We start from the raw sequence: 23,062 nt of genomic DNA, 5'->3' as shown, positions 1-23,062 counted from the left end.
CTAAGAAGCGGGTGTCGTGAGATGGCGTGCCACCTCGTTATCATTTCCGGTCTGTTCCGGCCTCGTTATGGATTTGTTTGGCGCAAAAAAAGAACCGGGCTCCGATGAGCGGACGGTCCTTGAATACGGCGGCGCATTGTGCATTCGTGATGCCCCCTTGACAAGCATATCAAGGGAGCAAAAACGCATTTTTTTGCACGTGGGCGAACGCGCTCTTCCGGATCAGGCCAGGGAGGCGGACAGGGCCTGCTCCAGCAGGTCCAGTCCCTCGTCGACGATGGCCGCCGGGGCGGTCAGGGGGGCGAGGAAACGGATCACGTTGCCACGCACGCCGCAGGCCAGCAGCACCAGCCCCCGCTTGCCCGCCTCGGCCACCAGCCGCTTGGTGAGATCCGGGTCCGGTCTGGCGGCATCTCCCTCCTTCACCAGCTCCATGGCCACCATGGCGCCGGGGCCACGGATGTTGCCGATGCAGTCAAACCGTGTCGCCAGCTGGTGCAGGCGTGCCTTGATCTGCTCCCCCTGGGCCAGGGCCTTCTGGTTGAGGCGCTCCTCCTCGATCACCTCCAGCACTGCCAGGGCGGCGGCGCAGGCGATGGGGGAGCCCGCATAGGTGCCCCCCAGGCCACCGGGCTTGGCGGCGTTCATCACCTCGCTCTTGCCCACCACGGCAGAGAGCGGGAAGCCGCCGGCCAGGCTCTTGGCGAGGGTCATGATGTCGGGTTCGACACCGCTGTATTCGGTGGCGAAGGTTTTGCCGGTGCGACAGAAACCGGTCTGGATCTCGTCGCAGATGAGCAGGATGCCGTGCTGGTCGCACACCTGGCGCAGGCGCTGCATGAAGCTGGCGGAGGCGGGGTAGAAGCCCCCTTCCCCCTGCACCGGCTCGATGATGATGGCGGCCACCCGGGTGGGTTCGATGTCGGCGCTGAAGCAGAGATCCAGCGCGGCCAGGGCATCGTCTTCACTCACTCCCAGGTAATCGGCGGGGAAGGGGAGGTGATAGACCTCCCCCGGGAAGGGGCCGAAGCCGGTCTTGTAGGGCACCACCTTGCCGGTGAGGGCCATGCCCATCATGGTGCGGCCGTGGAAGCCCCCCTTGAAGGCGATGGTGCCGCTGCGACCGGTGTGGGCGCGGGCGATCTTGATGGCGTTCTCCACCGCCTCGGCGCCTGTGGAGAGGAAGAGGGTGCGCTTGGGGGTGGGGCCGGGCACCAGGGCGTTCAATTTTTCCGCCAGCTCGATATAGCCGGGGTAGGGGGTGACCTGGAAGCAGGTGTGGCTGAACTTCTCGAGCTGCTCGCGCACCGCCGCCACCACCTTGGGGTGGTTGTGGCCGGTGTTGAGCACGGCGATGCCGGAGGCAAAATCGATGTAGCGGTTGCCTTCCACGTCCCACAGCTCGGCGTTGTGCGCCCGGTCGATGAAGACCGGCAGCAGGGTGCCGACCCCCTGGACCACGGCCGCTTCGCGGCGGGCCTGCCACTGCTGGTTGTTGCTTGAATGACTCATCTTTCCTCCCTGAGGGGCATGGGCCCCCGCTGTTCCTATGCCATTTGGCCATATGTGTGCCGCCAACTGCCCTCGGGCAGGGCGGCCTGTTCGCAAAAGGGGGCCCCGGGTGTGCCCTCAGGGCCCACAAGGCGCTCGGTCGTGACCGGCGACCCCCTCTTTCTATCTGTAAAAGCGATAGGCTGCGTCATAACGCATCTGTTTTAACGATGCGATAGCCCTTTCATTTCCCTCAGCGAATGCCGCCAAAGCAGAGGTATTTGGTCTCCAGGTACTCCTCCAGCCCTTCGGCCGCCCCTTCCCGGCCCAGTCCCGACTCCTTGATCCCGCCAAAGGGGGCCAGTTCGGTAGAGATGATCCCCTCGTTGATCCCCACCATGCCGTATTCGAGCCCCTCGGCCACTCGCCACACCCGGGCGATGTCGCGGCCATAGAAGTAGGCGGCCAGGCCATAGGGGGTGTCGTTGGCAAGCGCAATGGCCTCGGCTTCCGTCTCGAAGCGCACCAGAGGGGCGACGGGCCCGAAGATCTCCTCGTCCAGAATGGGGTTGCCCCGGGTGACCTCGGTCAGGATGGTGGGGTGATAGAAGAGGGGACCGGCGGGGTGGGCGTCGCCCCCCACCAGCACCCGGGCACCGGCGGCGACCGATTGCTGCACCAGCTCGGCCACCTTGCTGGCGGCGGCCGGGTTGATGAGGGGCCCGATCTGGACACCCTCGCCCATGCCGTCCCCCACCTTGAAGGCCTTGACCGCGGCGGCGAGCTTCTCGGCGAAGGCGTCGTAGACGCTGGCCTGCACCAGGATGCGGTTGGCGCAGACGCAGGTCTGGCCGGCGTTGCGGTATTTGGACGCCAGGGCCCCGGCCACGGCGGCGTCGAGGTCGGCGTCGTCAAAGACGATGAAGGGGGCGTTGCCGCCAAGCTCCAGGGAGAGGCGTTTCATGGTGTCGGCGCACTGGCGCATCAGCAGTTTGCCGATGCGGGTGGAGCCGGTGAAGGAGAGCTTGCGCACCACGGGGTTGCTGCACAGCTCGTTGCCCACCGCGCTCGCCTGATGGGAGGTGACGATGTTGATGACCCCGGCGGGAATGCCCGCCTGCTCCGCCAGTACCGCCAGCGCCAGGGCGCAGAGGGGCGTTTCGGCGGCGGGCTTGATGACGATGGTGCAACCGGCGGCCAGCGCCGGGCCCGCCTTGCGGGTGATCATGGCGATGGGGAAGTTCCAGGGGGTGATGGCGGCCACGACCCCCACCGGCTGCTTGATGGTGGCCAGGCGCCGATCGGCGGAGAAGCCGGGGATGGTGCGGCCATAGGCACGCTTGCCCTCTTCCGCGAACCACTGGATGAAGCTGGCGCCGTAGGCTACCTCTCCTTTGGCTTCCGCCAGCGGCTTGCCCTGCTCGCAGGTCATGATGCGGGCGAGCTCCTCCTGGTTGGCCATGATGCGCTCGAACCAGGCGTAGAGTTTGCTGCTGCGCTCCTTGGCGGTGAGGGCCGCCCAGGCGGGTTGCGCCGCGTGGGCGGCCGCGATGGCGAGGCGGGTGTCCTCCCCGTCCATGTCGGGCACCTGGGTGATGACCTGGCCGGTGGCCGGGTTCAGGACCTCGAACCGGCGCCCGCCCAGGGACTCGCACCAGCGGCCGTCGACATAGGCCAGGGATTTGATCAGGGAGAGAGCAGGTTGTGATGCTGACATAAGTAAGGGGCCTCGATAGTGGGTCTGGGTGGCGCGTTTATGTGGGCACCGCCGTATAGAATAATAAGCACGTAACGACCATAAAATGAGCCGAAATGTTTTTCAAGTGTTAAATATATTTGAGTGGACGGGGCGTCACATGCTAGAAATGGGGCTGTGAGCGCGATTGTAGCGGTTTTCATTGCGCAGGGTGTGCAAAATAATGAACGCTCTGGGTTGTGCAGGATAGTGAACGGGGCTGACGTGCCTGACTCACTATATTGACCAGGCTGCACCAGGTATTCGAATGATCATGGAAGGAGATGGGCGATGGAGCAATCCCGTGGCGAGGTCCGGTGGCGGACCATGACGGACAACCCCCTGGCGGAGCACGAGAGAAACATGGGGGAGCGGCTTGCCCGGATCCGCAGGGAGCTCGGGCTCTCCCAGCGCCGGGTGGCGGAGCTGAGCGGCCTGACCCACGGCGCCATCTGCATGATAGAGCAGAACAAGGTGAGCCCCTCGGTGGCCTCCCTGCAAAAGCTGCTGAGCGTCTACGAGCTGCCGTTGTCGCGCTTCTTCGCCGAAGAGGAGGTGGCGAGCACGCCCAGCGTGGTGATCAAGGCGGAGCAGCTCATCGAGCTCGGCAGCCAGGGAGTCTCCATGAAGCTGGTGCACAACGGCAACAATCGGCGCCAGCTCGGCTTCATGCTGGAGACCTATGCCCCCGGCACCGACACCGGCGGCGTGGTGAAGCATCAGGGGGAGGAGGTGGGCACCGTGCTGGAAGGGTCGGTGCTGCTGACCCTGGCCGGCCAGACCTATGAACTGTGCGCCGGGGACAGCTATGTCATCGACACCGGCGAGCCCCACAGTTTCAGCAATCCCTCGGGGCAGGTCTGCCGCATCGTCAGCGCTCACACCCCGGCCAGCTTTTAATGTGAACAACCCGTTGTGTTGGAAACGAACCGGTAAGGAAACAGGGATCATGACCGAACATGTAAAGAGTTACTACGCAGCCAGTGCCAACAAACACGCGCCCTATCCCACGCTCACCGAGCAGCTGGAGTGCGACGTCTGCGTCATCGGGGCGGGGTATACCGGCCTCTCCAGTGCGCTGCATCTGGTGGAGAAGGGGTACAAGGTGGTGGTGCTGGAGGCCGCGCGAGTCGGCTTTGGCGCCAGCGGCCGCAACGGCGGCCAGATCGTCAACTCCTACAGCCGCGACATCGACACCATCGAAGCGAACTGCCCGCCGGATCAGGCCAGGCTGCTCGGCTCCATGCTGTTTGAGGGGGGCCAGATCATCCGCGAGCGGATCAAGCGCTACAACATCCAGTGCGATCTGCAGGAGGGGGGCGTCTTTGCCGCCGAGACCGAGAAGCAGCTGCACGAGCTCAAGGCGCAGAAGGCGCGCTGGGAGAAGTGGGGCAACGACCAGCTGGAGCTGCTCGATGCCGACGGGGTGCGCGAGGTGGTCGCGAGCGATCGTTACGTCGGCGCCCTGCTGGACAAGAGCGGCGGCCATATCCATCCCCTCAACCTGGCGCTGGGGGAGGCGGAAGCCATCCGCATGCAGGGGGGGCTTATCTTCGAGCAGTCCGCCGTCACCAGCATTACTCCGGGTCAACCGGCGTTGGTCAAGACCGCCAAAGGGGCGGTGAAGGCACGCTTTATCGTGGTGGCCGGCAACGCCTATCTCGGCAACCTGGTGCCCGAGCTCGCCGGCAAGAGCATGCCCTGCGGCACTCAGGTGATCGCCACCGAGGTGCTGGGGGAGGAGCGGGCCCGCTCACTGCTGCCGCAAAACTACTGCCTGGAGGATTGCAACTACCTGCTCGACTACTACCGCACCTCCGGCGATCACCGGCTCATCTATGGCGGCGGCGTGGTCTACGGGGCGCGGGATCCGGCGGACATCGAGCGGCTGATCATCCCCAAGATGCTCAAGACTTTCCCGCAGCTGGCCGACGTCAAGGTGGAGTACACCTGGACCGGCAACTTCCTGCTCACCCTGTCGCGCCTGCCGCAGTTTGGCCGCATCGGTCACAACATCTACTACATGCAGGGCTACAGCGGCCACGGCGTCACCTGTACCCATCTGGCGGGCAAGCTGCTCTCCGAGGTGCTGAGCGGTCAGGCGGAGCGCTTCGATGCGTTCGCCAGGCTGCCGCACTACCCCTTCCCGGGTGGCCGCCTGCTGCGCATCCCCTTCACCGCCGCCGGCGCCGCCTGGTACACCCTGCGCGATCGCCTGGGGGTGTGATGACAAGGTGGCCCGCCAGGCTGGCTGGCGGCAACAAGAAGAGGGAGGCGTTATGCCTCCCTCGTTTTTTTGTCGTCAACCTGCCGGGGTCCTGACGGGGCTAGAAGCGGTAGGGGAAGCGGATCCCGATGGTGTAGTCCGGTGCGTCCGTGGTGAGCCCGGCAGACCAGTTGACCGCCATGGAGAGGTTGTCGGTAATGGCCCAGGTCGACCCCATGCCAAAGCTGGCGGCGTTGGCATCGGAGCCGGTGACCTTCTCCATGGCAAAGCCTTCGGACCCCTGCTCGGACTCCATGGTGACGCGCTGGTTGATGTTGAAGGAGAGGCTGAAGCGTTCGTTGAGGGCGAATGCGACCCCCAGGCCATATTCATACCAGTCCCCCAGCTGGATGCTGCCGGGCTGGTTGCCGGGCTGGTAGGAGATATCGTCAAAGTCCTGCTTGAGGCTGTGACCATAGTTGAGGCTGGCAAACAGGATGGCGGGATCCATGGTCTTGACCAGGGAGAAGCCGGTGGAGAGCTGCCAGAGCCCGTTGCCGGTGGCGAGCTCCTTGGGGGTCACCAGGTTGCCCGATTCCGAGGTGTTGATCTCGATGCCGTAAGGATCCTTGCCGGTCGGCGCCTTGGCCCGGAAGTTCCACACCAGATCCGGCCAATCCTCGCTCTCGGCCATGACCCTGTAGTAGATGGCGAGGCTGAGATCCCCCAGACCGCCATCGCTGACGCTCTGCTCCTCGAAGTCGCGGCTGGAGTTCTCCTTGCCGGTGCTCTGGTAGTTGGTGTTGCGGAACATGTAGGGGAGGGCCAGCTCCAGTTGCCAGCGATCGTTGAGGGTGTAGCGGGTGATGACATCCGCCGTCCACTGATCGGAGCGCACCCGATCCAGGTTGATTTCGCCAAGGAAGATGGCGTCCAGGGCGAGGAAGCCGCGCAGGGCGAGATCCTTGCGGTTGTAGTGCTGATAGGAGAGGCCCACATCGACGGTCAGGGCGCGGTCGAACACATTGTGCTGTTCGATCATCAGGTCTTCGGTACTGCGGCCGACCTCCGGCGTGCGCCGTGAGGCGTCCTGCTGGGTGGAGGCGACGGCGGCCCCGGCTCCGACCCCGGCGGTTGCCGTCGTGGCACCGGCTGCCTTGACGGCCTCCAGGCGAGCCTGGAGCTGATGAAGGGCCTGGTTTTGCTGGATCAGTTGCTGGCGCAGGAGATCCAGCTGTTGTTGCAGGGCCTCCTCCTCGGCCGTGGCCCCCCAGCAGGCGAAGGGGGCGAGGGCAATCAACAGCATGCGAGACTGTTTCATCGGGATACGTCCTTGTTGTTTATCATCCTTTCTGATGGTTCAGCCCCCGGGCTCACCGGTGCTCAGCGCGAAAACCAGATGCGGGTCTGATTGAGCGTCTGCAAACCGTCCCCTCTGACCTTGTTGAACTGCAGCAGCCCCCGGCTGAAGTCGGTACCGCGCAGGCTCTGCTCCAGCAGGACCCGGCCGTCGGAAGAGTGTAGTTGCAAGCCGGCATAATTCCCTGAGACCCGATAGGTGGCGGTGCCAAGATCGCCCTGATGCTCGTAGCTGCCCGCCTGAACCAGGTGTCCCGTCATAGTGGGGGTGGTCAGTTCAATACCGGTCTGGTTGACCGAGCTGTTGCCACTCCCCTCCAGTTGAACGACCTGCACCAGCCCGGCCCCCTGCACCTGGGTCTCCTTGGCGGGCGTGGCCGCGGGCTTGACCTCATCCTTGACGCGCACATCCAGCTTGGGTTTGTTTTGCACAATGCTCAGCGCCAGGTTCATGGCCGCCGTCTGCTGGGCCTGGGCCGTGGTCAGTGACGAGATGAACTCGATGCCGAAGTAGCTGATGCCATGGCTGCTGACATAGCGGCCGCGCAGGTGGGCCAGCTCCCCGTCCGCCAGTTCGGGCGCAAAGTGGTCTGACAGATGGGCCAGCGGGTCCGGTGCTGCCAGCAGCGGAGAGGCGATGCCACCCAGGCTGCAGAGGAGGCATAGGGCGGGTCGGGTATTCATGATGACCTCACATTAGCTCTTTGTGCTGAAAACCGAATTCCAGCAGGGATGTTTCATTGACCGGGGCGAAGAGCCCATCCTTGCCTCTGACAGAGAGCGGGGGAGAGGGGTTGGCAAGGGGGGCATCGGGACGATAGCCCGCGCCGATGACGGCGAGGAGGATGCCGTTCCAGCTCTCCTTGAACTCCTTGAACGTGATCACCCGGTTGCCGAGGGCCGGGTCTGCCAGATAGACGCGATCGTGGCGATCGATGGCCCGCAGCACGGCAAAGTGCTGATAGCCGCGAATGTTGAGCAGGACGATGGTGGGCACCCTCACCTGGCGCAGTTTTTCATCGCCCAGTCGATACCCTCTGACCCGCATGCCGAGCATTTGCAGGTACTGCTTCATGTCGAGCATGGAGAAGCCGTAGTGCTTGACCTGCTCCGGGTCTGCCATGGCAAGCATGCCATCCATGACCCAGCGTTCATTGGTTGCATGGCCGTAGGCGTAGCGCAAGATGGTGGCGACGGCGGCGGCCCCGCAGCTGAAATCCGTATGTTGGCGCTCGATGTTGGCGTACCGACGCTCCAGAATGCTCTGCACCGGTTTGTTGAGATCCCCCAGCGCCGGGAGATGCTCCCCCAGTGGCACCGAGCCCGCCCAGACGGCAGGACAGCACAGCAACAGCAACAGCCAGCGCATTCAGACCTCCAGTGTCAGGGAAAAAGGGGGCACTGGGCCCCCTCGCATCGACTTACTTGGCAAACCCTGCGGCCAGCGAGAGATTGTTCGCTTGCAGGTTGTTGGTCCCCGAGGAGACGTTCACCCCGATGTTGCCCACGGCACCGTTGAAGGCGCCGCCATCGATGGTTGCCCGGTTGAAGTTTTCGCGGCTGGTGTAGGTGTTGACCACGGGAATATACCCGACGGCGTACCCACTGAGCTTGATGTCACCCTCTTCCTTGAACTCGAACTTGCCATCATCTTTCGGGTTGTTGTTGCCGTACCTGTCGTTGTCATTGTCGTGGTCATGTCCTTTCTTGACATCATGACCGGTACCGCCCCCCTCGTAATCGCCCCAAGCCTTGAGACCGAGGAACACACCCGCCTTGTCAACCGTCTTGGTTGCACTCAGGCTTTGGTTTTCGGTCATGTTCTTGGAGACGCTCTGGCTGTTGGCCACGGTGGCCACGGCCATGTTACCGGTGGACACGGAGGCTGCCATGTTGTTGGCCTGGACGTTACCCGAGCCCGAGGTCACGTTGACCCCGATGTTGCCTGCGGCATCCTTGAAGGCCCCATCGCCCACACCGGCCTTGTTCTGATGGCCGTGATTGGTCGTCCAGTTGTTGCTGGCGCTCTGGGTGGAGAAGACCTCGGCATCCGACGATCCGCCAGGGGCGCCATGTTGTTGTTGACCACGACCCATGATGAACTCGGCATCGACCTCATCATAGGCGGCCAGGGAAGCGCTGTTGCCCTGTACGTTGGAGTCACCGGCTGCGACGTTGGCGCCGATGTTACCGGATGCACCCTTGAACGAGCCGTCGATCTTGCTCGTGTTCTCCGTTCTTGTATTGGCGGTGCCTATCATGGAACTGGACTGCTGGTTGTCCACGACGGCCATGCCGAGTTTGTTGACGTTGATGTAGCCGCCGACATTGACCCTGCCTTCGTATTCCACATCGACTTCTGCCTTGACCTTCTTGGTCAAGGTTGCCCCTGTCTCATCTCTGTCACCGCGGTAATCGGCGGATGCAGTGCCCGACATGGCCATGATGACCGCGGCGGCTAATGAGCTATAAATAAGTCCACGCATAATGAGTCTCTCCATTGAACTTTCAGCGGAAGATATGCCCATCGGCTGATACCCCCGGGCCTGGCTTCCTATCCCTGCGGCATCATGGGGATGCCGTTACTGCGCCAGCCAGGGGCAGGGAAACCATGTTGACTGACTGGTTTCCCTGTCCCGTGACCTGGTTCACCTGAATGACCCCCTTGCTGCCCGTGAGGGCGGTGTCATCCAGATAGATGCTGGTAGTGGTGTTGGCGGGGGGCTTTCCCCCTGGGGTCTTCGCGACGCTGGAGCTGAGATTGATGTCGGTCACGACACCCAGGCCGCTGTCATCGAGGGACAGGGCGAAGGCGTTCAGTTGCTGGTTGCCCTCACCCGCCCCCTGATTGATGCCGACCAGTCCCCGGTTCTGGCTCAGGGCCGAGCCCAGGATGGCGACGCTCTGGCTGCCGTTCAGATTGGTGGTGGATTGATTCAGCTGACCAAATTGAATGACGGCCGGACCCGAAATGGCGATGGCGGCAAGATTGCCTTGTTGGTTGTTATTGCCGGCAACCATATTGACGCCCATGGAACCACGAATATTGCTCAATGCCTGAGCACCGAGATCGACCCGGTTTTGTGCCATTGAGGGGGTGGCAAATGCCAGAAAAGGAAATGCTGCCAATGCAATATATATTTTCATGTTCTGTCTCCATATGCCAGGAGGGCTTATTGGAGAGAGCAACGACCATGCCAATTTACAACCATATGATTTTTAGTTGTTTTTTATTTGATATAATTGTTTTTACGTCTCAATGTTGAGAGCGACATATTATGTCGTGAAGTAAGCGCTTATTTATCAATGGATTTATTTTTTCTCACGGATAATTTGGCTGTCTCAATATTGTGGTGCCATCAATCTAAAGGCGGGATGGTTTATAGTTATCATCGTCTGGCCATATTAAATGGCGCCATTTGATGATAAAGGGAGTTATCTGGACAAGTCGTCAGACTCCTTCGTGCAGTGGCGATAACAAGGAGTTGTCCCTATGACAGAAACGGCATTGTTGCTCATCAATTCATGTGCCGTACTGGAAAGCCTGCTGGAACAAGGCGAGTGGCAGGTGGAGCAGGCAAGCTCCCTGGTGGTGGCAGAGAAAAAACTGCAGGAAAAGGACTATCCCCTGGTGCTGGTGGTGATCGAGCATCAGCAGCACGAAGCCCTCTACAACCTGATTGCGCAGCACTCCGGCGCCTTGTGGATCGGCCTCATCCAGCGGGACTGTCTCGCCAGCGAAGCCCTTCGCAATTTGCTGGCAGCCTGTTTTCATGATTTTCACACCTTTCCCCTGGACAGAGACAGGCTCTCCCACAGCCTGGGACATGCCCTGGGGATGGCGCGCCTCATCCGGCGACACCGCCCCCGACTGCAACCCCAGCTTCGTTTCATCCAGGGGGAGAGCGCCCCCATCCGCCAGTTGCGCGACCAGATCGTGCGGTTGCAGCATTGCCGCCTGCCCGTACTGGTGACGGGACCGAGCGGCACGGGCAAGGAGCTGGTGGCCCGGGAGCTGCACTACAGCACGTTCGGGGAGGAGAGCCCTTTCGTGGCGGTCAATTGCGGGGCCATGCCCCATCAGCTCATCCAGTCCGAGCTGTTCGGCCACGTCAAGGGGGCCTTCACCGGGGCACAGCACCACAAGATAGGCAAGATAGAGGCCGCCGATGGCGGCACCCTGTTTCTCGACGAGATAGGGGAGTTGCCACTGGAGGATCAGGCAACCCTGCTGCGCTTCTTGCAGGAGCAGTGCATAGAGGCGGTGGGCAGCCACCTGACGCGTCGTGTGGATGTGCGGATCATCGCGGCCACCAATATCGATGTGGAGCAGGCGGTGGCCAGCGGCGGATTTCGCATGGATCTCTACTACCGGCTCAACGTGGTGCGCCTGCGCACCCCGGCCTTGTGCGAGCGGGCGGAAGACATCCAGCTCCTTGCCGATGACATTCTGGCGGAAGTGCGGGGCGGGCGGGTGCTCAGCTTCACCCGCAAGGCGCGCCAGGCCATGCAGTCCTATGGCTGGCCGGGGAATGTGAGGGAGTTGCGCAACCGGGTTCAGCGGGCGGTGGTCATGTGCAGCGGCCCCTTCATCGAAGCCGATGACATGGAGCTGACCAACATGGACAGCCTGCTGCTCGACGGCTCGCTCAAGGCGGTGCGCGAAGCGGCGGAGCGTCAGGCCTTGCAACGGACGCTGGCCCGCTTCCCCGATCAGCTCGAGGAGGTGGCCCGCACGCTCGATATCTCCCGGGCCACCCTTTATCGCCTGCTGGACAAGCACGATCTGCTGTGAGGGGACGGCAGTATCGCCCCGTCATGCAAAAAGCCCGGGCAGCAGGCCCGGGCTGCTTGTCTGGCCCCGTCGTGGGGACTCGTTACTTCGATGAGCTTCAGGCCATCTCCATGGCCAGGTGACAGAGTCGCCGCGCAGCCTCCTCCTCGCTCTTGACCACCTGATGCACGCCGCGCACGCGCAGATGATGCACCTCCTCGTGCTGGTGGGCACAGGCGGCGATGCGCATCAGGGCGCCGTATTCCTGCGCCCTGATGGCTATCTCACCGGCCAGCAGGCTGTCATCCAGGGTGATCAGCAGCCAGCTGGCGTTGGGCAGCGCCGCCGTCAGCAGATCCTGCTGGATGGGATGGCCCGCCAGACAGGTGATCCCCATGGCGCGCCAGGGGGCCAGCAGTCGCTCGTCGGTGTCGATCACCACTATCTCCCTGCCTTGTTCATGCAACTGCCGGATGAGGTGCTGACCTATCTCGTCGGCGCCCACTACCACCACATGGCCCTGCAAGGGGCAGAGGTGAGGTGACCCATCGGTGCGTGGATCGGGATGGCGCCTCAGCCAGCGCTCCGCCTGGTTGAAGACCAGCGGATTGAGCACGATGGAGAAACAGGCGCCGACCAGCACCAGATCACGGGCGACTCCGGGGACCAGCTCGAGCATGACTCCGAGACCCATCAGGATGAAGGAGAACTCCCCCACCTGTGCCAGGCTGGCGGAGATGGTCAGCGCCGTGCGCTGGCTGTGGCCAAAGAGCCGCACGATGGCGAAGGCGGCCACGGATTTGCCGATCACGATGACGAACAGGGTGGCCAGCACGGCCAGGGGCTCGCGCAGCAGGATGACGGGGTCGAACAGCATGCCCACGGAGACGAAGAAGAGCACGGCGAAGGCGTCCTGCAGGGGCAGGGTGTCGTTGGCCGCCTTGTGGCTCAGATGGGAGCTGTTCATCACGACGCCGGCGAAGAAGGCGCCGAGGGCAAAGGAGACGCCAAACAGCTTGACGGCGCCAAAAGCGATGCCCAGAGAACAGGAGAGGACGGCCAGGGTGAACAGCTCGCGGGAGCCGGTGGCGGCGGTGCGGGCCAGCAGCCAGGGGATGAGGCGGCGTCCGCCGATGACCATCAGGGCGATGAAGGCAGCCACCTTGGCCAGGGTCAGGCCGATATCCGCCATCACCTGGGCCGGGGTCAGTGCCTCGCCCCCTTGCTGCAGGTTGGCGAGGATGGGGAGCAGTACCAGGGCCAGCACCATCACCAGATCCTCCACGATGAGCCAGCCGATGGCGATGCGTCCCTCGTTGGTGTCGAGCTGGCCGCGGCTCTCCAGGGCGCGCAGCAGCACCACGGTACTGGCGGTGGAGAGGGCCAGGCCAAACACCAGGCCGGCGGTCACGGTCCAGTCGAGCAGTTGGGAGAGGCCAAGGCCGAGCAGGGTCGCAAGGGTTATCTGGACGATGGCTCCCGGGATGGCGATGTGTTTCACCGACAGCAGGTCTTTCACGGAAAAGTGCAGGCCGACACCAAACATCAGCAGGATGACGCCGATTTCGGCCAGCTCGGGGGCGAGCCGCAGGTCGGCGACATAGCCCGGCGTAAAGGGGCCGCATACCACGCCGGCCGCGAGGTAGCCCACCATGGGGGAGATGCGCAGGCGGCTTGCCAGCATGCCGAAGAGGTAGGCCAGCACGAGGCCGCCTACCAGGGTGGTGATAAGGGGGAGTGAGTGGTCCATGTCGTCACCTCGCTAATGGCAGTCAGGGGCTACCAGATCACCCGAAGGCGAAGAGGGCAGCTGTCAATGAGCAGGGGGCGAAAGAGACAGAAGTTGGCCGTATCAAGGGGAAATCTTGAGGGCAACAGATGCCGTTTCTATTGAAAAGTAATGCATTTATATGCCATGAGCAACACTGTTCCAGTTTTTTCGTTGATTTTGATGAAAAGCATCTTTAATGCATTGCGATTGGGTGAAAAGAGTGTGCGGTTAAAGAAAAATTGGCAGAAATAATCAATCTATGATGATATTGGGAGGCAAGGGAGAACACCTATGAGCACACGGCATGGAGGAGGCTGGCCTCCTCCATGGTGAACGAGGGTGCTGAAGGGGCATCACTCTCCCCTGGCGACCCCCTCACGTCTGGGGTCTGCGGCTCCCAGCCAGCCGCCGGCATGGCGCTGGACGCCCTGCAGCCCGGAGGTCTGCTCGTTAAGCAGGACCTCGTGCCCTCTGGCCTTGAGCCCCTGAACCACGGCGTCGGGCGTGCGCCCCTGCTCCAGCTCGGTGGGGCCGTTGCGACTGCCGAAATTGGGCAGGTTGATGGCCTGCTGCAGGTCGAGCCCCCAATCCTGGGTGCCGAGCAGCGCCTTGCCCACGTAGTTGATGATGGCCGAGCCTCCCGGGGAGCCCAGGTTCATCTCGAGCTCGCCGCTTGCCTTGTCAAACACCAGCAGGGGCGACATGGAGGAGCGGGGGCGCTTGCCGGGCTCCACCCGATTGGCCACCGGCAGGCCGGCGGCGTCCACCGAGGTGAAGGAGAAGTCGGTGAGCTGGTTGTTCAGCAGGTAGCCGTTGACCATCAGCCGCGAGCCGAAGCCATCCTCGATGGAGCTGGTCATGGCCACCGCCATGCCGCTCTTGTCCACGATGGAGATGTGGCTGGTGGAGGGCAGCTCCGGGGTGGCGTCCCGGCCCCTGGCCAGCGCCCGGGGCGGGTTGCCGGGCTGGGCGACGCCCATGGAGCGGTTGCCGATAAGGTGCCCCCGCTGCGCCAGATAGCCCTTGTCCAGCAGGCCTGTCACCGGCACGTCGACGACGTCGCCGTCGGCCACATACTGGTTGCGATCGGCGAAGGCGAGGCGTGCAGCCTCGCTGTAGAGGTGAATGGCCTCGCTGGAGGCGGCCAGTTGACCCTGCTCCCCCTGTACCGGTTTGAGTGCGGCCATGTCCCGGCTCTCCAGCATGCCGAAAATCTGGCCAAGGGCGATGGTGCCGGAGGAGGGGGTCGGGAAGCCGCAGATCTCGCTCTGGCGATAGTCAAAGCAGAGCCCGTCCCGCAGCTTGGCCCGGTAGCTGGCGAGATCGGCGGCGCTCAGCACCCCGGGGTTGGTCGGGTGGGCGTGCACCTTGGCCACCATGGCCTCGGCCAGCGGGCCGCGATAGAAGGCGTCGGGGCCATCGCTTGCCAGGGTACGCAGCACCCTGGCCAGGGCCGGGTTGGTGAGCCGGGTACCGGCCGTCTTGGGAGTGCCGTCCGCCTGATAGAAGTAGGCACGGGCGTCCGGATCCCCGGCCAGATAGGGATCTTTTGCCAGCAGGGTGGCGAGGCGGGGGCTTATCACGAACCCTTGTTCCGCGAGGGTGATGGCGGGTTCGAACAGCGTGGCCCAGGGCAGCTTGCCATAGCGCTCGTGCGCCAGGGCCAGGGCACGTACCGTGCCGGGGGCGCCGACGGAGCGCCCGCCCACCACCCCCTCATAGAAGGCCATGGGTTTGCCCGCCTTCATGAAGAGCTGATCGGTGGCAGCGGCGGGGGCTGTCTCCCGGCCATCCACCGCCGCCACCTGCTTGCCGTCCCACACCAGCATGAGGGAGCCGCCGCCGATACCCGAGGATTGGGGCTCCACCAGAGTCAGCACCAGCTGGACGGCGATGGCTGCATCGACGGCGCTGCCCCCCGCCTTGATGATCTGGTAGCCCGCATCCACTGCCAGCGGGTTGGCCGCCGCCACCATGAAGTCACGGCCCTGCCAGCCCGGTTTGTCAATCCAGCCGCTGGCCGCCTCCGGGGCGATCAGGGTCTGGGGAGGAGGGACATAGTGAAAGCCATCCTGGGAGGCGCAGCCGCCAAGCAGGCCGAGGGCGACCAGCAGGCCGAGGGGTTTGAGGGACATGACAGGCTCCTTGTCGGTTTCTTGTTCACCTGCCGAAATGTGTCACACTTGGAGCTTGATTAAAAGTTTGTCTTAATACTCATATGGTTACAAAACTATCAAGGAGGCGCTCATGACACACCGGGGGACGCTGGCGAAACCTTGCATGGCGGGGCTGCTCTGCCTGTTGCTGGCGGCCTGCGGGGAGCCGACCTTCAGACCGCTGGCCCAGGGGGAGACCCTGCTCGCCTTCGGGGACAGTCTGACCGAGGGGCGCGGGGTGAGCCCGTCCCAAAGCTACCCCAGCGTGCTGGCGACCCTGAGCGGCCATCCCGTGGTCAATGGCGGGGTGTCCGGAGAGCTGAGCCAGGCCGGCAGGGCCCGCCTGCCCGGGTTGCTGGCCCGGCACAGACCCGCTCTGGTCATCCTGCTGGAGGGGGGCAACGACATCCTGCGTGGCAGCGGGGAGGCGGCCCTCAAGGCCAATCTCGCTGCCATGATAGAGGCGGTGCAGGGGAGCGGGGCCCAGATCCTGCTTGTCGGGGTGCCCCGAAAATCCCTGTTTGCCGATGGCGCTCCCCTCTACGGGGAGCTGGCAGAGCAGTACGGGCTGGTGCTGGACAACGACAGCATCGGTGAGTTGCTGCGAGACCCGGCCCTGAAGTCCGATGCGGTGCATTTCAATGCCGAGGGTTACCGCACCCTGGCGCAGCGACTTCATCGACTGTTGCAGGAAAGGGGGGCACTCTAGCGAGATGTCATGCTGCCGGGGCAGTGCGCCATGCTGCCGCAATCAATGGGCTCAGGGGATTGCGCGGCGGGAGGGCGGCGGCGCTACCCCGGAGGGGGCCAGCCCGTGGCGATGATGCCGATGGAGATGAAAAAACCGCCGTGAAGGCGGTTTTTTGCAATCAGGCTGAGCCAATTTGCTTAGATGGACTGCTCTTCACCGCCCAGGGCAGCAAACAGGGCCGGGATGAACTGGGAGAGCTCGGCGGTGACCAGGGCGAAGTCGGCGTCCAGGCGGGCGGCGGGATCTTCACTGGTGACGTCGTCGTTCTGCTCGCGCAGCTCTTCGCTGAACTTGAGGCGCTTGATGGAGAGATCATCCCCCAGCACGAAGCTCAGGGTTTCGCCCCAGTTGAGGGCCAGCTTGGTCACCAGCTTGTCGTTGGCCAGGTGATTCTTGATCTCCTCGCTCATCAGATCCTGCTGCTTGCAGCGGATGATGCCGCCGTGCTCCATGGCGCTGCGCAGCTCGGCTTCGTCCTCCAGGGTGAAGGCGGCGGGCAGGTTGCCCTCATTGAGCCACTCGGTCATGGTGATCTCGGGCGGGTTCTTGAGGGCCACCGGCACTACCGGCAGGGAGCCGATGGATTTGCGCAAGAGCGCCAGCAGATCGTCCGCCTTCTTGGCGGAGCCTGCATCCACCACCATCAGGTTGTCGGCAGGGTTTATCCAGGCGAAGGTCTGGCTGGTGCGGCTGAAGGCGCGGGGCAGCAGGGTGTGCATGATCTCCTCTTTCAGCGCTTCTTTTTCTTTCTTCTTGAGGGCGCGACCCTGTTCGAATTCAATGGCCTCTACCTTCTCCGCCAGCATCTCCTTGACCACGGTGCCGGGCAGCATCTTCTCTTCCTTGCGAGCGCACAGCAGGATGTGGCCAGAGGCGGCGTGGGTCAGGGTGGAGCCGAATTTGCCAAGGGGCTTGACCCACCCGAACCGGGAGATGTCCTGGCTGCCGCAGGGGGTGAAGGCGCAGGCTTCCAGCTGGGTTTCCAGCTGCTCAACGGTCAGGTCGAAGGGGCGGGTAAAGCGGTAAATCTGCAGGTTTTTAAACCACATGGCGTCCTCGGTCTCTAGATTGTCCGGCGGGCATTGTACTAGAGAGGCGCTTTGTGATCAGCCAATCATTCTCGCTAAATAAAGGGCGATCGACCTCACAGGGCCCCACCTTGATCCCCCGGGAGCGGGCCCAACTCCCCTAGACTGCGAGTGTTCACATTGCTGACAAGGAGGCGACCATGTTGAGACAGAGTCGGCCGGAAGACATGGAAGAGATCGTCGAAATCTGGCTCCTGGCCTCCCTGCAGGCCCACGATTTCGTCGATGCCTCCTGCTGGTGGCAGGCTCAGGAGGAGCTGCGTACCCGCTACCTCGATCACGCCCGCATCTGGGTGTTCGAGGAGCGAGGGGACCTGCTCGGCTTCATGGCGCTGGTGGATGATTACCTGGCTGCACTCTTCGTGCGCCCCGATAGGCAGGGGCGGGGGGTGGGGCACGCCCTGTTGCAGGAAGCCAGATCCAGATGTGCCGAGCTGCATACCCGGGTCTTCGTGGAGAACGAGCCTGCGGTGCGTTTCTACCGCCGCCACGGCTTTGAAATCGGGGGGGAGGTGCCCGATCCCCTCACCGGTCATCTTCAGTACCAGATGCATTACCAAGCCGTCTGAATCTGACGTCTGGGGCTGCCCCGGTTGAAAACGGGGGGCTCCATCCTCATCTTGTTTCCATCCCGGGGCGCCCTCGCCCCCGCTCTCTTCTCCTTATCGAGCCGTTTTCCATGAAGATCCTGCACACCGCCGACTGGCACCTCGGTCATCAGCTTCACGGCCACGACCGCCGCTTCGAACACGACGCCTTCCTCGACTGGTTGGCCGACACCATCAAGACCCGCGACATCGATGCCCTGCTGGTGGCGGGCGATCTGTTCGACACCGCCAACCCTCCCGCCAGTGCCTGGCAGCAGCTCTACCGCTTCCTGGCACGGCTGCGGGCCGAGCACCCGGCACTGGAGATGGTGCTCATCGGCGGCAACCACGACTCTCCCTCCAAGCTGGATGCCCCCCACGAGCTGCTGCGCGCTTTCGACCTCCATCTGGTGGGCAGCATCAGCCGGGACGACGAGGGGCGCCTCGAGACCGAGCGCCTGCTGGTGCCGCTGCGAGGCAAGAACGGCGAGGTGGCCGCCTGGTGCGCCGCCGTGCCGTTTCTGCGCAGTAGCGATCTGCGCCCCGACGGGCTCAGGGAGGGGCAGGACAGACTCATCGAAGGGGTACGCCAAGTCTATGAGGCGGTGCTGAGCGAGGGGCGGGCGCGCTGCCATCCGGATCAGGCCCTCATCGCCATGGGCCACGCCTATCTGGCGGCGGGCCAGCTCTCCGAGCTCTCCGAGCGGCGGGTGCTCGGCGGCAACCAGCACGCTTTGCCTGCCGAGCTGTTTGCCGCCGCCGACTACACGGCGCTGGGTCACCTGCACCTGGCCCAGAGTCCGGCCGAGGGGGTGCACTACAGCGGCTCGCCGCTGCCGCTCTCGCTGGCCGAGGCGAATTACAACCATCAGGTGCTGGAGGTGACGTTTGAGAGGGGCAAACTGGCCCGCCTTGAGCGGATCCCGGTGCCCCGCGCGGTGGAGATGATCCGGCTGCCCCAGAGCGGCCTTGACGAGGCGCTCCAGGCCATCGAGGCGCTGGCGCTACCCGCTTGCCCGCAGCAGGCGCAGCCCTTCCTCGAGGTGCGGCTGCTGCTGCCCAAACCCGAGGCCCGCATCCGCGAGCGCGTGCTGGCCGCCATCGGCGACAAGCCGGTGCGCCTTGCCCGCATCACGACCAGTTATCAGGGCTCGGGCCAGGGGCTGGCGGATGGTGCCGGCCAGCGCAGGCTCGATGAGCTCTCCCCCACCGAGGTGTTTCGCCTCTGCTATCAGCGTCAGTTCGACGGGGAGCCGGAGGCCGAGCTGGTGGCGTCGTTTGAAGAGATCCTGGAGCAGGTGAAGGAGTCCAGCCAATGAAAATCTTGTCGCTGTCAGGGGAGAATCTGGCCAGCCTGACCGGTCAATTCACCATCGATTTTGCCGGTGGCGCTCTGGGGGCTGCCGGCCTGTTTGCCATCACCGGCAATACTGGCGCGGGCAAGAGCACCCTGCTCGATGCCATCTGTCTGGCGCTCTACGACGAGATGCCGCGCTTTATCGCCAATCGCAAGAATGTCGCCGAAGTGGGCCGCATGGATGACGAGGAGAAGCTCAAGGCCAACGACGTGCGCGGCATCCTCAGCCGCGGCCACGCCAGCGGTTTTGCCGAGGTGCAGTTTCGCGGCTGTGACGGCCGCATCTGGCTGGCCCGCTGGGCGGTGCGCCGGGCCCGCAACCGCGCCGAGGGGCGCTTTCAGGCCCAGGAGCGCAGCCTGACCGACGTGGCGTCGGGCCAGGTGTTCAGTGGCAGCAAGCGGGAGCTGCAGGATCGCATCGACGAGCTGGTGGGGCTCTCCTGGGAGCAGTTTCGCCGCGCCGTCATCCTGCCGCAGGGGGAGTTTGCCGCCTTCCTAAAATCGAGCGCCGATGAGCGTTCGGCCCTGCTCGAACGGATGACTGGCACCGAGCTCTACTCCGCCATTTCGGTCCAGACCCATGAGCGGGCGCGGGAGGAGCAGCAGAAACTGGCTGCCATCAGCCAGCGGCTCGGTGACGTGGCGCTGATGGACGAGGCGACCCGCGAGCAGTGGGTGAGCCAGCAGATAAGCCTTGCCACCAGCCTCAAGCACGAGCAGCAGCAACAGCAGCTGATGCAGGACTTGCGCGATCTCAACGGCCGCATCGCCGCCCAGTTGCAGGCCTGTCAGGAGGGAGAGGCGGCCCTTGCCGCGGCCGAGGTGGCCCACGCTGCGGCCGCCCCCGAGCGGGAGGAGTTCGCCCGCGCCGAGCAGGCCCAGGTGGCCCGCGCCGATCACGACGAGCTGGCTCGCCTCACCCTGGAGGTGCAGCAGCAGGAGAAGGCGCTGGCCGAGCTTGGTCCCGAACTTGGCAAGCTGGAGGAGCAGACCCAGCAGAGCGCCCTCACCGAACAGCAACTGCTGGCGGAGAAGATCGCCGCCGAGCGCGAGTGGGGCGCCCTGCAGCCCGAACTCAAACGGGCGCAGGAGCTCGATACCCGGATTCGGGAAAAGCAGCAGCAACTGCAGAAGATCCAGCAGGAGGGGGCGCAGGAGCGGGAGGTGCAGCTCACCCTGGAGCAGGGCTGGCGCCAGCAGAGTCAGCAGGTGGAGCAGCTCAAGCGCCAGCACCAGCAGTGGGGTGCCTGGCTCGAGGAGCACAAGGAGCTGGCGCCGGTCGCCCGCCAATGGCAGCCCCTGCTCACCGCCATGCAGGATTGGGCCGAGGATGCCGACAGGCTGCAGCAGCTCCTTACCCTGCGCGAACACAAGCTGCGCGCCCTCAGGCAGTTGCAGCACCAGCTGGAGCAGGGGCAGCAGGAGCGCGACTACTGGCTGCGCGAGCAGGAGCGGCTGCAGCAGCAACAGCACGAGCTGCAGGAGCAGCAGTGGGAGGGGCGCCTGGCCAAGGCGCAGGAGCAGTGGCAGCAGCAGAGCGAACAACTGGGCCAGCTGCGCCAGCTGCTGGAGCTGGCGGACTATGGCCGCAATCACGGCGAGCAGCATGGTCGCCTGCAGCAGGAGATCGCCCAGCTGGAGCAGGCGCTCGGCAAGCTGGCTATTCTCGGCGACGAGCTGGCGCCGGCCCGTGAGCGGCTCGCCCTGCAGCGGGACGAGGCGCGCCACGCGCTGGAGCAGTCCCGCGCCATCGCCAGTTTCGAGCAGCATCGCCACATCCTGCGCGACGGTGAACCTTGCCCGCTCTGCGGCGCCGAGGAGCACCCCTATCACCAGAGCCAGCCGCAGGTGGCCGGTATTCTCGGCCAGCTGGCGGAGCGCGTCCGCAGCCTCGAGCTCGAGTGGGAGCGGCTCAATCACCAATACATTCAGTGCGAGAGTGAACGCCAGGAGCTGGCCCGCCAGCTGGCGGTGCGTCAGCAACATCTACCTGAGCTGGAGACGCGCGCCGAGCAGCTGACCCAGCGCTGGCAGCAGCTCGGCGGTGCCGAGCTGCTGGGCCATCCGTTGCCGCTACGTCAGAGCCCGATCGAGTGGAACGAATTGATGAGTACCCTGCTCGGTCGCGGCCAGAGTCTGGAGCAGGGGCTGGTCCGCAGCCAGCAGCAACTGCGCGAGGCCCAGCAGGGGCAGCAGCAGTTGCAGGCCGTGCGCCAGCAGCTGAGTCAGCTGGCCAGCCAGCACCAGCAGTTCGAGCAGCAGTGGCAGGAGGCCGACCGCCAGCGCATCGCCCTGGAAGGGGAGGTGAAGGGGATGGGCGAGCAGGAAACGACCCTGCGCCAGCGCCTTGAGCAGGGGGGCAGCCGGCTCGACGAGCAGATGGGAGGCCAGCCCTGGCGTCAGTGGCTGGGCAGCCAGCAGTGGCATGAGTGGCAGCGGGCCTGCGAGGCCTGGCTGCACGGCCAGAGCGAGTGGGAGCGGCTGACCGGCGAGATTGCCAGCCTCACCCCGGCCCTGAGCGCCCAGGAGGCACGCCTGCAGACCCAGCGCGAGCTGCTGCACAAGCTCGAGCGCGACTACAAGGAGCACGAACAGCAACGGCAGGGGCTGGTCACCAGCCGTGCCACCTGTCTGGGGGGCGAGGAGATTGCCTTGGTCGAGAGCCGCTGGCAGCAGCGGCTGCAGCAGCTGGCGAGCGAGCTGGAGACGATGCAGGGGGCGGCCCGCGCCCTGCGCGAGCGCCAGACCGAGCTCAAGACCCGTCTCAGCCATCTGGAGCAGGAGAAGCAGGTGAGCAGCCGTCGGCGACGGGAGGTGCTGGGGCGCTGGGCTGCCCACGCCAGCAGCCTCGGCATCGCCGAATATGACCTGCGCCGCCTGCTGGCCATGAGCCCGGATGAGCTCAAGGGGCGCCGCGCCGCCTTGCAGGCGCTGGAGGATGCCCGCGCCGAGGCGCGTACCCGTTTGACCGAGCGGCAGCGGGCGCTGGCACTGGAGGAGAGCAAGCGGGATCGTTACCGCGAGCATCACCCCGAGCTGGCCGCGTTGGCGCCGCCGGAGCTCGACAGCCGGCTGACGGCGCTGGAGGCGCACTGCCGCGCTCTCGACGAGCAGTTGTTCCAGTGCAAGAGCACGCTGGCCCAGGCCGAGGCGGCGGCCCTCAAAGCGGGCACCTTGCAGGAGGAACTGGCTGCCCAGCAGGCGGTGGCGGATCACTGGCAGCGCCTCTGTGACCTTATCGGTTCGGCCAGCGGCGCCAAGCTGCGCACCTTCGCCCAGAGCCTCACCCTGGAGCGGCTGCTGCTGGAGGCCAACGCCCAGCTCGCCGAGCTCTCCCCCCGCTATCGGCTGGAGCGGGTGCCCGGCACCGATCTGGCGCTGCAGGTGGTGGATCTCGACATGGGGGATGAGGTGCGTTCGGTGGATTCCCTCTCCGGCGGTGAAAGCTTCCTGGTGTCGCTGGCGCTGGCGCTGGCCCTATCCAGCCTGTCGTCGCGCCAGACCCAGGTCGAATCGCTGTTCATCGACGAAGGCTTCGGCACCCTCGACCCCGACAGCCTGGATCTGGCGCTTGCCAGCCTCGATTCCCTGCAGGCGGCCGGTCGCCAGATCGGGGTCATCTCCCACGTGCAGACCCTGGTGGAGCGGATCGGCGTGCAGGTGCGGGTGGAGGCCCTCGGTGGCGGCGAAAGCCGGGTGGTATTGCCCGGCTGACGACGTGTCGCCCATGGCCCTCCATGAACAAAAAGGCCTCTGTCACAGGGGCCTTTTTGTTGGTGTGCAACTC

General features: G+C 64.4%; 17 protein-coding genes. 7 read left to right on the top strand and 10 right to left on the bottom strand.

Annotated elements, in window-relative coordinates; all coding sequences use genetic code 11:
- Positions 1 to 222: 222 nt before the first annotated feature.
- Both gabT and I6L32_RS00350 read right to left on the bottom strand, forming a co-directional pair.
- A complete protein-coding gene (gene gabT / locus I6L32_RS00355) occupies positions 223 to 1,512 on the bottom strand; it encodes a 4-aminobutyrate--2-oxoglutarate transaminase (protein ID WP_010673550.1) in 1,290 nt (429 codons plus the stop codon).
- 232 nt (positions 1,513 to 1,744) lie between these two features.
- Positions 1,745 to 3,208: an NAD-dependent succinate-semialdehyde dehydrogenase gene (locus I6L32_RS00350; RefSeq protein ID WP_109112434.1), complete on the bottom strand. Its 1,464-nt coding sequence runs from the start codon at positions 3,206 to 3,208 to the stop codon at positions 1,745 to 1,747.
- A 309-nt stretch (positions 3,209 to 3,517) separates the two neighbouring features.
- On the opposite strand from I6L32_RS00350, the gene puuR reads away from it, so the two are divergent.
- Entirely contained in the window at positions 3,518 to 4,126 is a 609-nt protein-coding gene (puuR, locus tag I6L32_RS00345) for an HTH-type transcriptional regulator PuuR (RefSeq protein ID WP_029314011.1), read from the top strand.
- A gap of 49 nt (positions 4,127 to 4,175) precedes the next feature.
- Complete coding sequence (locus I6L32_RS00340) at positions 4,176 to 5,453, top strand: FAD-binding oxidoreductase (RefSeq protein ID WP_103244474.1); 1,278 nt, start codon at positions 4,176 to 4,178, stop codon at positions 5,451 to 5,453.
- A gap of 100 nt (positions 5,454 to 5,553) precedes the next feature.
- Here I6L32_RS00340 and I6L32_RS00335 read toward each other — a convergent pair whose 3' ends face one another.
- The 5 genes from I6L32_RS00335 to I6L32_RS00315 form a co-directional block, all read right to left on the bottom strand.
- On the bottom strand, positions 5,554 to 6,753 hold the full coding sequence (locus I6L32_RS00335; protein ID WP_041213311.1) for a transporter: 1,200 nt from the start codon (positions 6,751 to 6,753) through the stop codon (positions 5,554 to 5,556).
- A gap of 62 nt (positions 6,754 to 6,815) precedes the next feature.
- Complete coding sequence (locus I6L32_RS00330) at positions 6,816 to 7,475, bottom strand: hypothetical protein (RefSeq protein ID WP_069651683.1); 660 nt, start codon at positions 7,473 to 7,475, stop codon at positions 6,816 to 6,818.
- Between the two features lie 7 nt (positions 7,476 to 7,482).
- Complete coding sequence (locus tag I6L32_RS00325) at positions 7,483 to 8,160, bottom strand: C39 family peptidase (RefSeq protein WP_039039335.1); 678 nt, start codon at positions 8,158 to 8,160, stop codon at positions 7,483 to 7,485.
- Positions 8,161 to 8,212: 52 nt separating this feature from the next.
- Positions 8,213 to 9,172, bottom strand: a complete 960-nt coding sequence (locus I6L32_RS00320) for a hypothetical protein (protein ID WP_216944499.1) — start codon at positions 9,170 to 9,172, stop codon at positions 8,213 to 8,215.
- A gap of 187 nt (positions 9,173 to 9,359) precedes the next feature.
- Positions 9,360 to 9,938 (bottom strand): hypothetical protein, encoded by a 579-nt coding sequence (locus I6L32_RS00315; protein ID WP_223924172.1) that lies wholly within the window; start codon positions 9,936 to 9,938, stop codon positions 9,360 to 9,362.
- 346 nt (positions 9,939 to 10,284) lie between these two features.
- On the opposite strand from I6L32_RS00315, the gene I6L32_RS00310 reads away from it, so the two are divergent.
- The gene (locus tag I6L32_RS00310; protein WP_010673560.1) at positions 10,285 to 11,586 is read left to right on the top strand and encodes a sigma-54 dependent transcriptional regulator; all 1,302 of its coding nucleotides are present in this window, start codon (positions 10,285 to 10,287) and stop codon (positions 11,584 to 11,586) included.
- A gap of 97 nt (positions 11,587 to 11,683) precedes the next feature.
- Here I6L32_RS00310 and ybaL read toward each other — a convergent pair whose 3' ends face one another.
- Positions 11,684 to 13,315: a YbaL family putative K(+) efflux transporter gene (gene ybaL, locus I6L32_RS00305; protein ID WP_109112435.1), complete on the bottom strand. Its 1,632-nt coding sequence runs from the start codon at positions 13,313 to 13,315 to the stop codon at positions 11,684 to 11,686.
- 374 nt (positions 13,316 to 13,689) lie between these two features.
- The gene (gene ggt, locus I6L32_RS00300; protein WP_216944498.1) at positions 13,690 to 15,471 is read right to left on the bottom strand and encodes a gamma-glutamyltransferase; all 1,782 of its coding nucleotides are present in this window, start codon (positions 15,469 to 15,471) and stop codon (positions 13,690 to 13,692) included.
- Between the two features lie 112 nt (positions 15,472 to 15,583).
- On the opposite strand from ggt, the gene I6L32_RS00295 reads away from it, so the two are divergent.
- Complete coding sequence (locus tag I6L32_RS00295) at positions 15,584 to 16,201, top strand: arylesterase (protein WP_216944497.1); 618 nt, start codon at positions 15,584 to 15,586, stop codon at positions 16,199 to 16,201.
- A 179-nt stretch (positions 16,202 to 16,380) separates the two neighbouring features.
- On the opposite strand, the gene rdgC is transcribed toward I6L32_RS00295, so the two are convergent.
- On the bottom strand, positions 16,381 to 17,292 hold the full coding sequence (rdgC, locus tag I6L32_RS00290) for a recombination-associated protein RdgC (protein ID WP_010673564.1): 912 nt from the start codon (positions 17,290 to 17,292) through the stop codon (positions 16,381 to 16,383).
- A 179-nt stretch (positions 17,293 to 17,471) separates the two neighbouring features.
- Here rdgC and I6L32_RS00285 point away from each other — a divergent pair, with 179 nt between their 5' ends.
- The 3 genes from I6L32_RS00285 to I6L32_RS00275 all read left to right on the top strand — a co-directional run bounded on the left by I6L32_RS00285 (position 17,472) and on the right by I6L32_RS00275 (position 22,989).
- A complete protein-coding gene (locus I6L32_RS00285) occupies positions 17,472 to 17,900 on the top strand; it encodes a GNAT family N-acetyltransferase (RefSeq protein ID WP_010673565.1) in 429 nt (142 codons plus the stop codon).
- A 110-nt stretch (positions 17,901 to 18,010) separates the two neighbouring features.
- Positions 18,011 to 19,237, top strand: a complete 1,227-nt coding sequence (locus I6L32_RS00280; RefSeq protein WP_043155829.1) for an exonuclease SbcCD subunit D C-terminal domain-containing protein — start codon at positions 18,011 to 18,013, stop codon at positions 19,235 to 19,237.
- Entirely contained in the window at positions 19,234 to 22,989 is a 3,756-nt protein-coding gene (locus I6L32_RS00275; RefSeq protein WP_109422229.1) for an AAA family ATPase, read from the top strand. The genes I6L32_RS00280 and I6L32_RS00275 overlap by 4 nt, the downstream gene beginning before the upstream one ends.
- Positions 22,990 to 23,062: the final 73 nt, after the last annotated feature.

Origin of the sequence: Aeromonas sp. FDAARGOS 1402, from assembly GCF_019046925.1 — a bacterium.
Lineage (GTDB): Bacteria > Pseudomonadota > Gammaproteobacteria > Enterobacterales > Aeromonadaceae > Aeromonas > Aeromonas caviae.
Note: the sequence above shows the minus strand (reverse complement) of the source record. Positions and strands in the feature narration are given on the sequence as shown.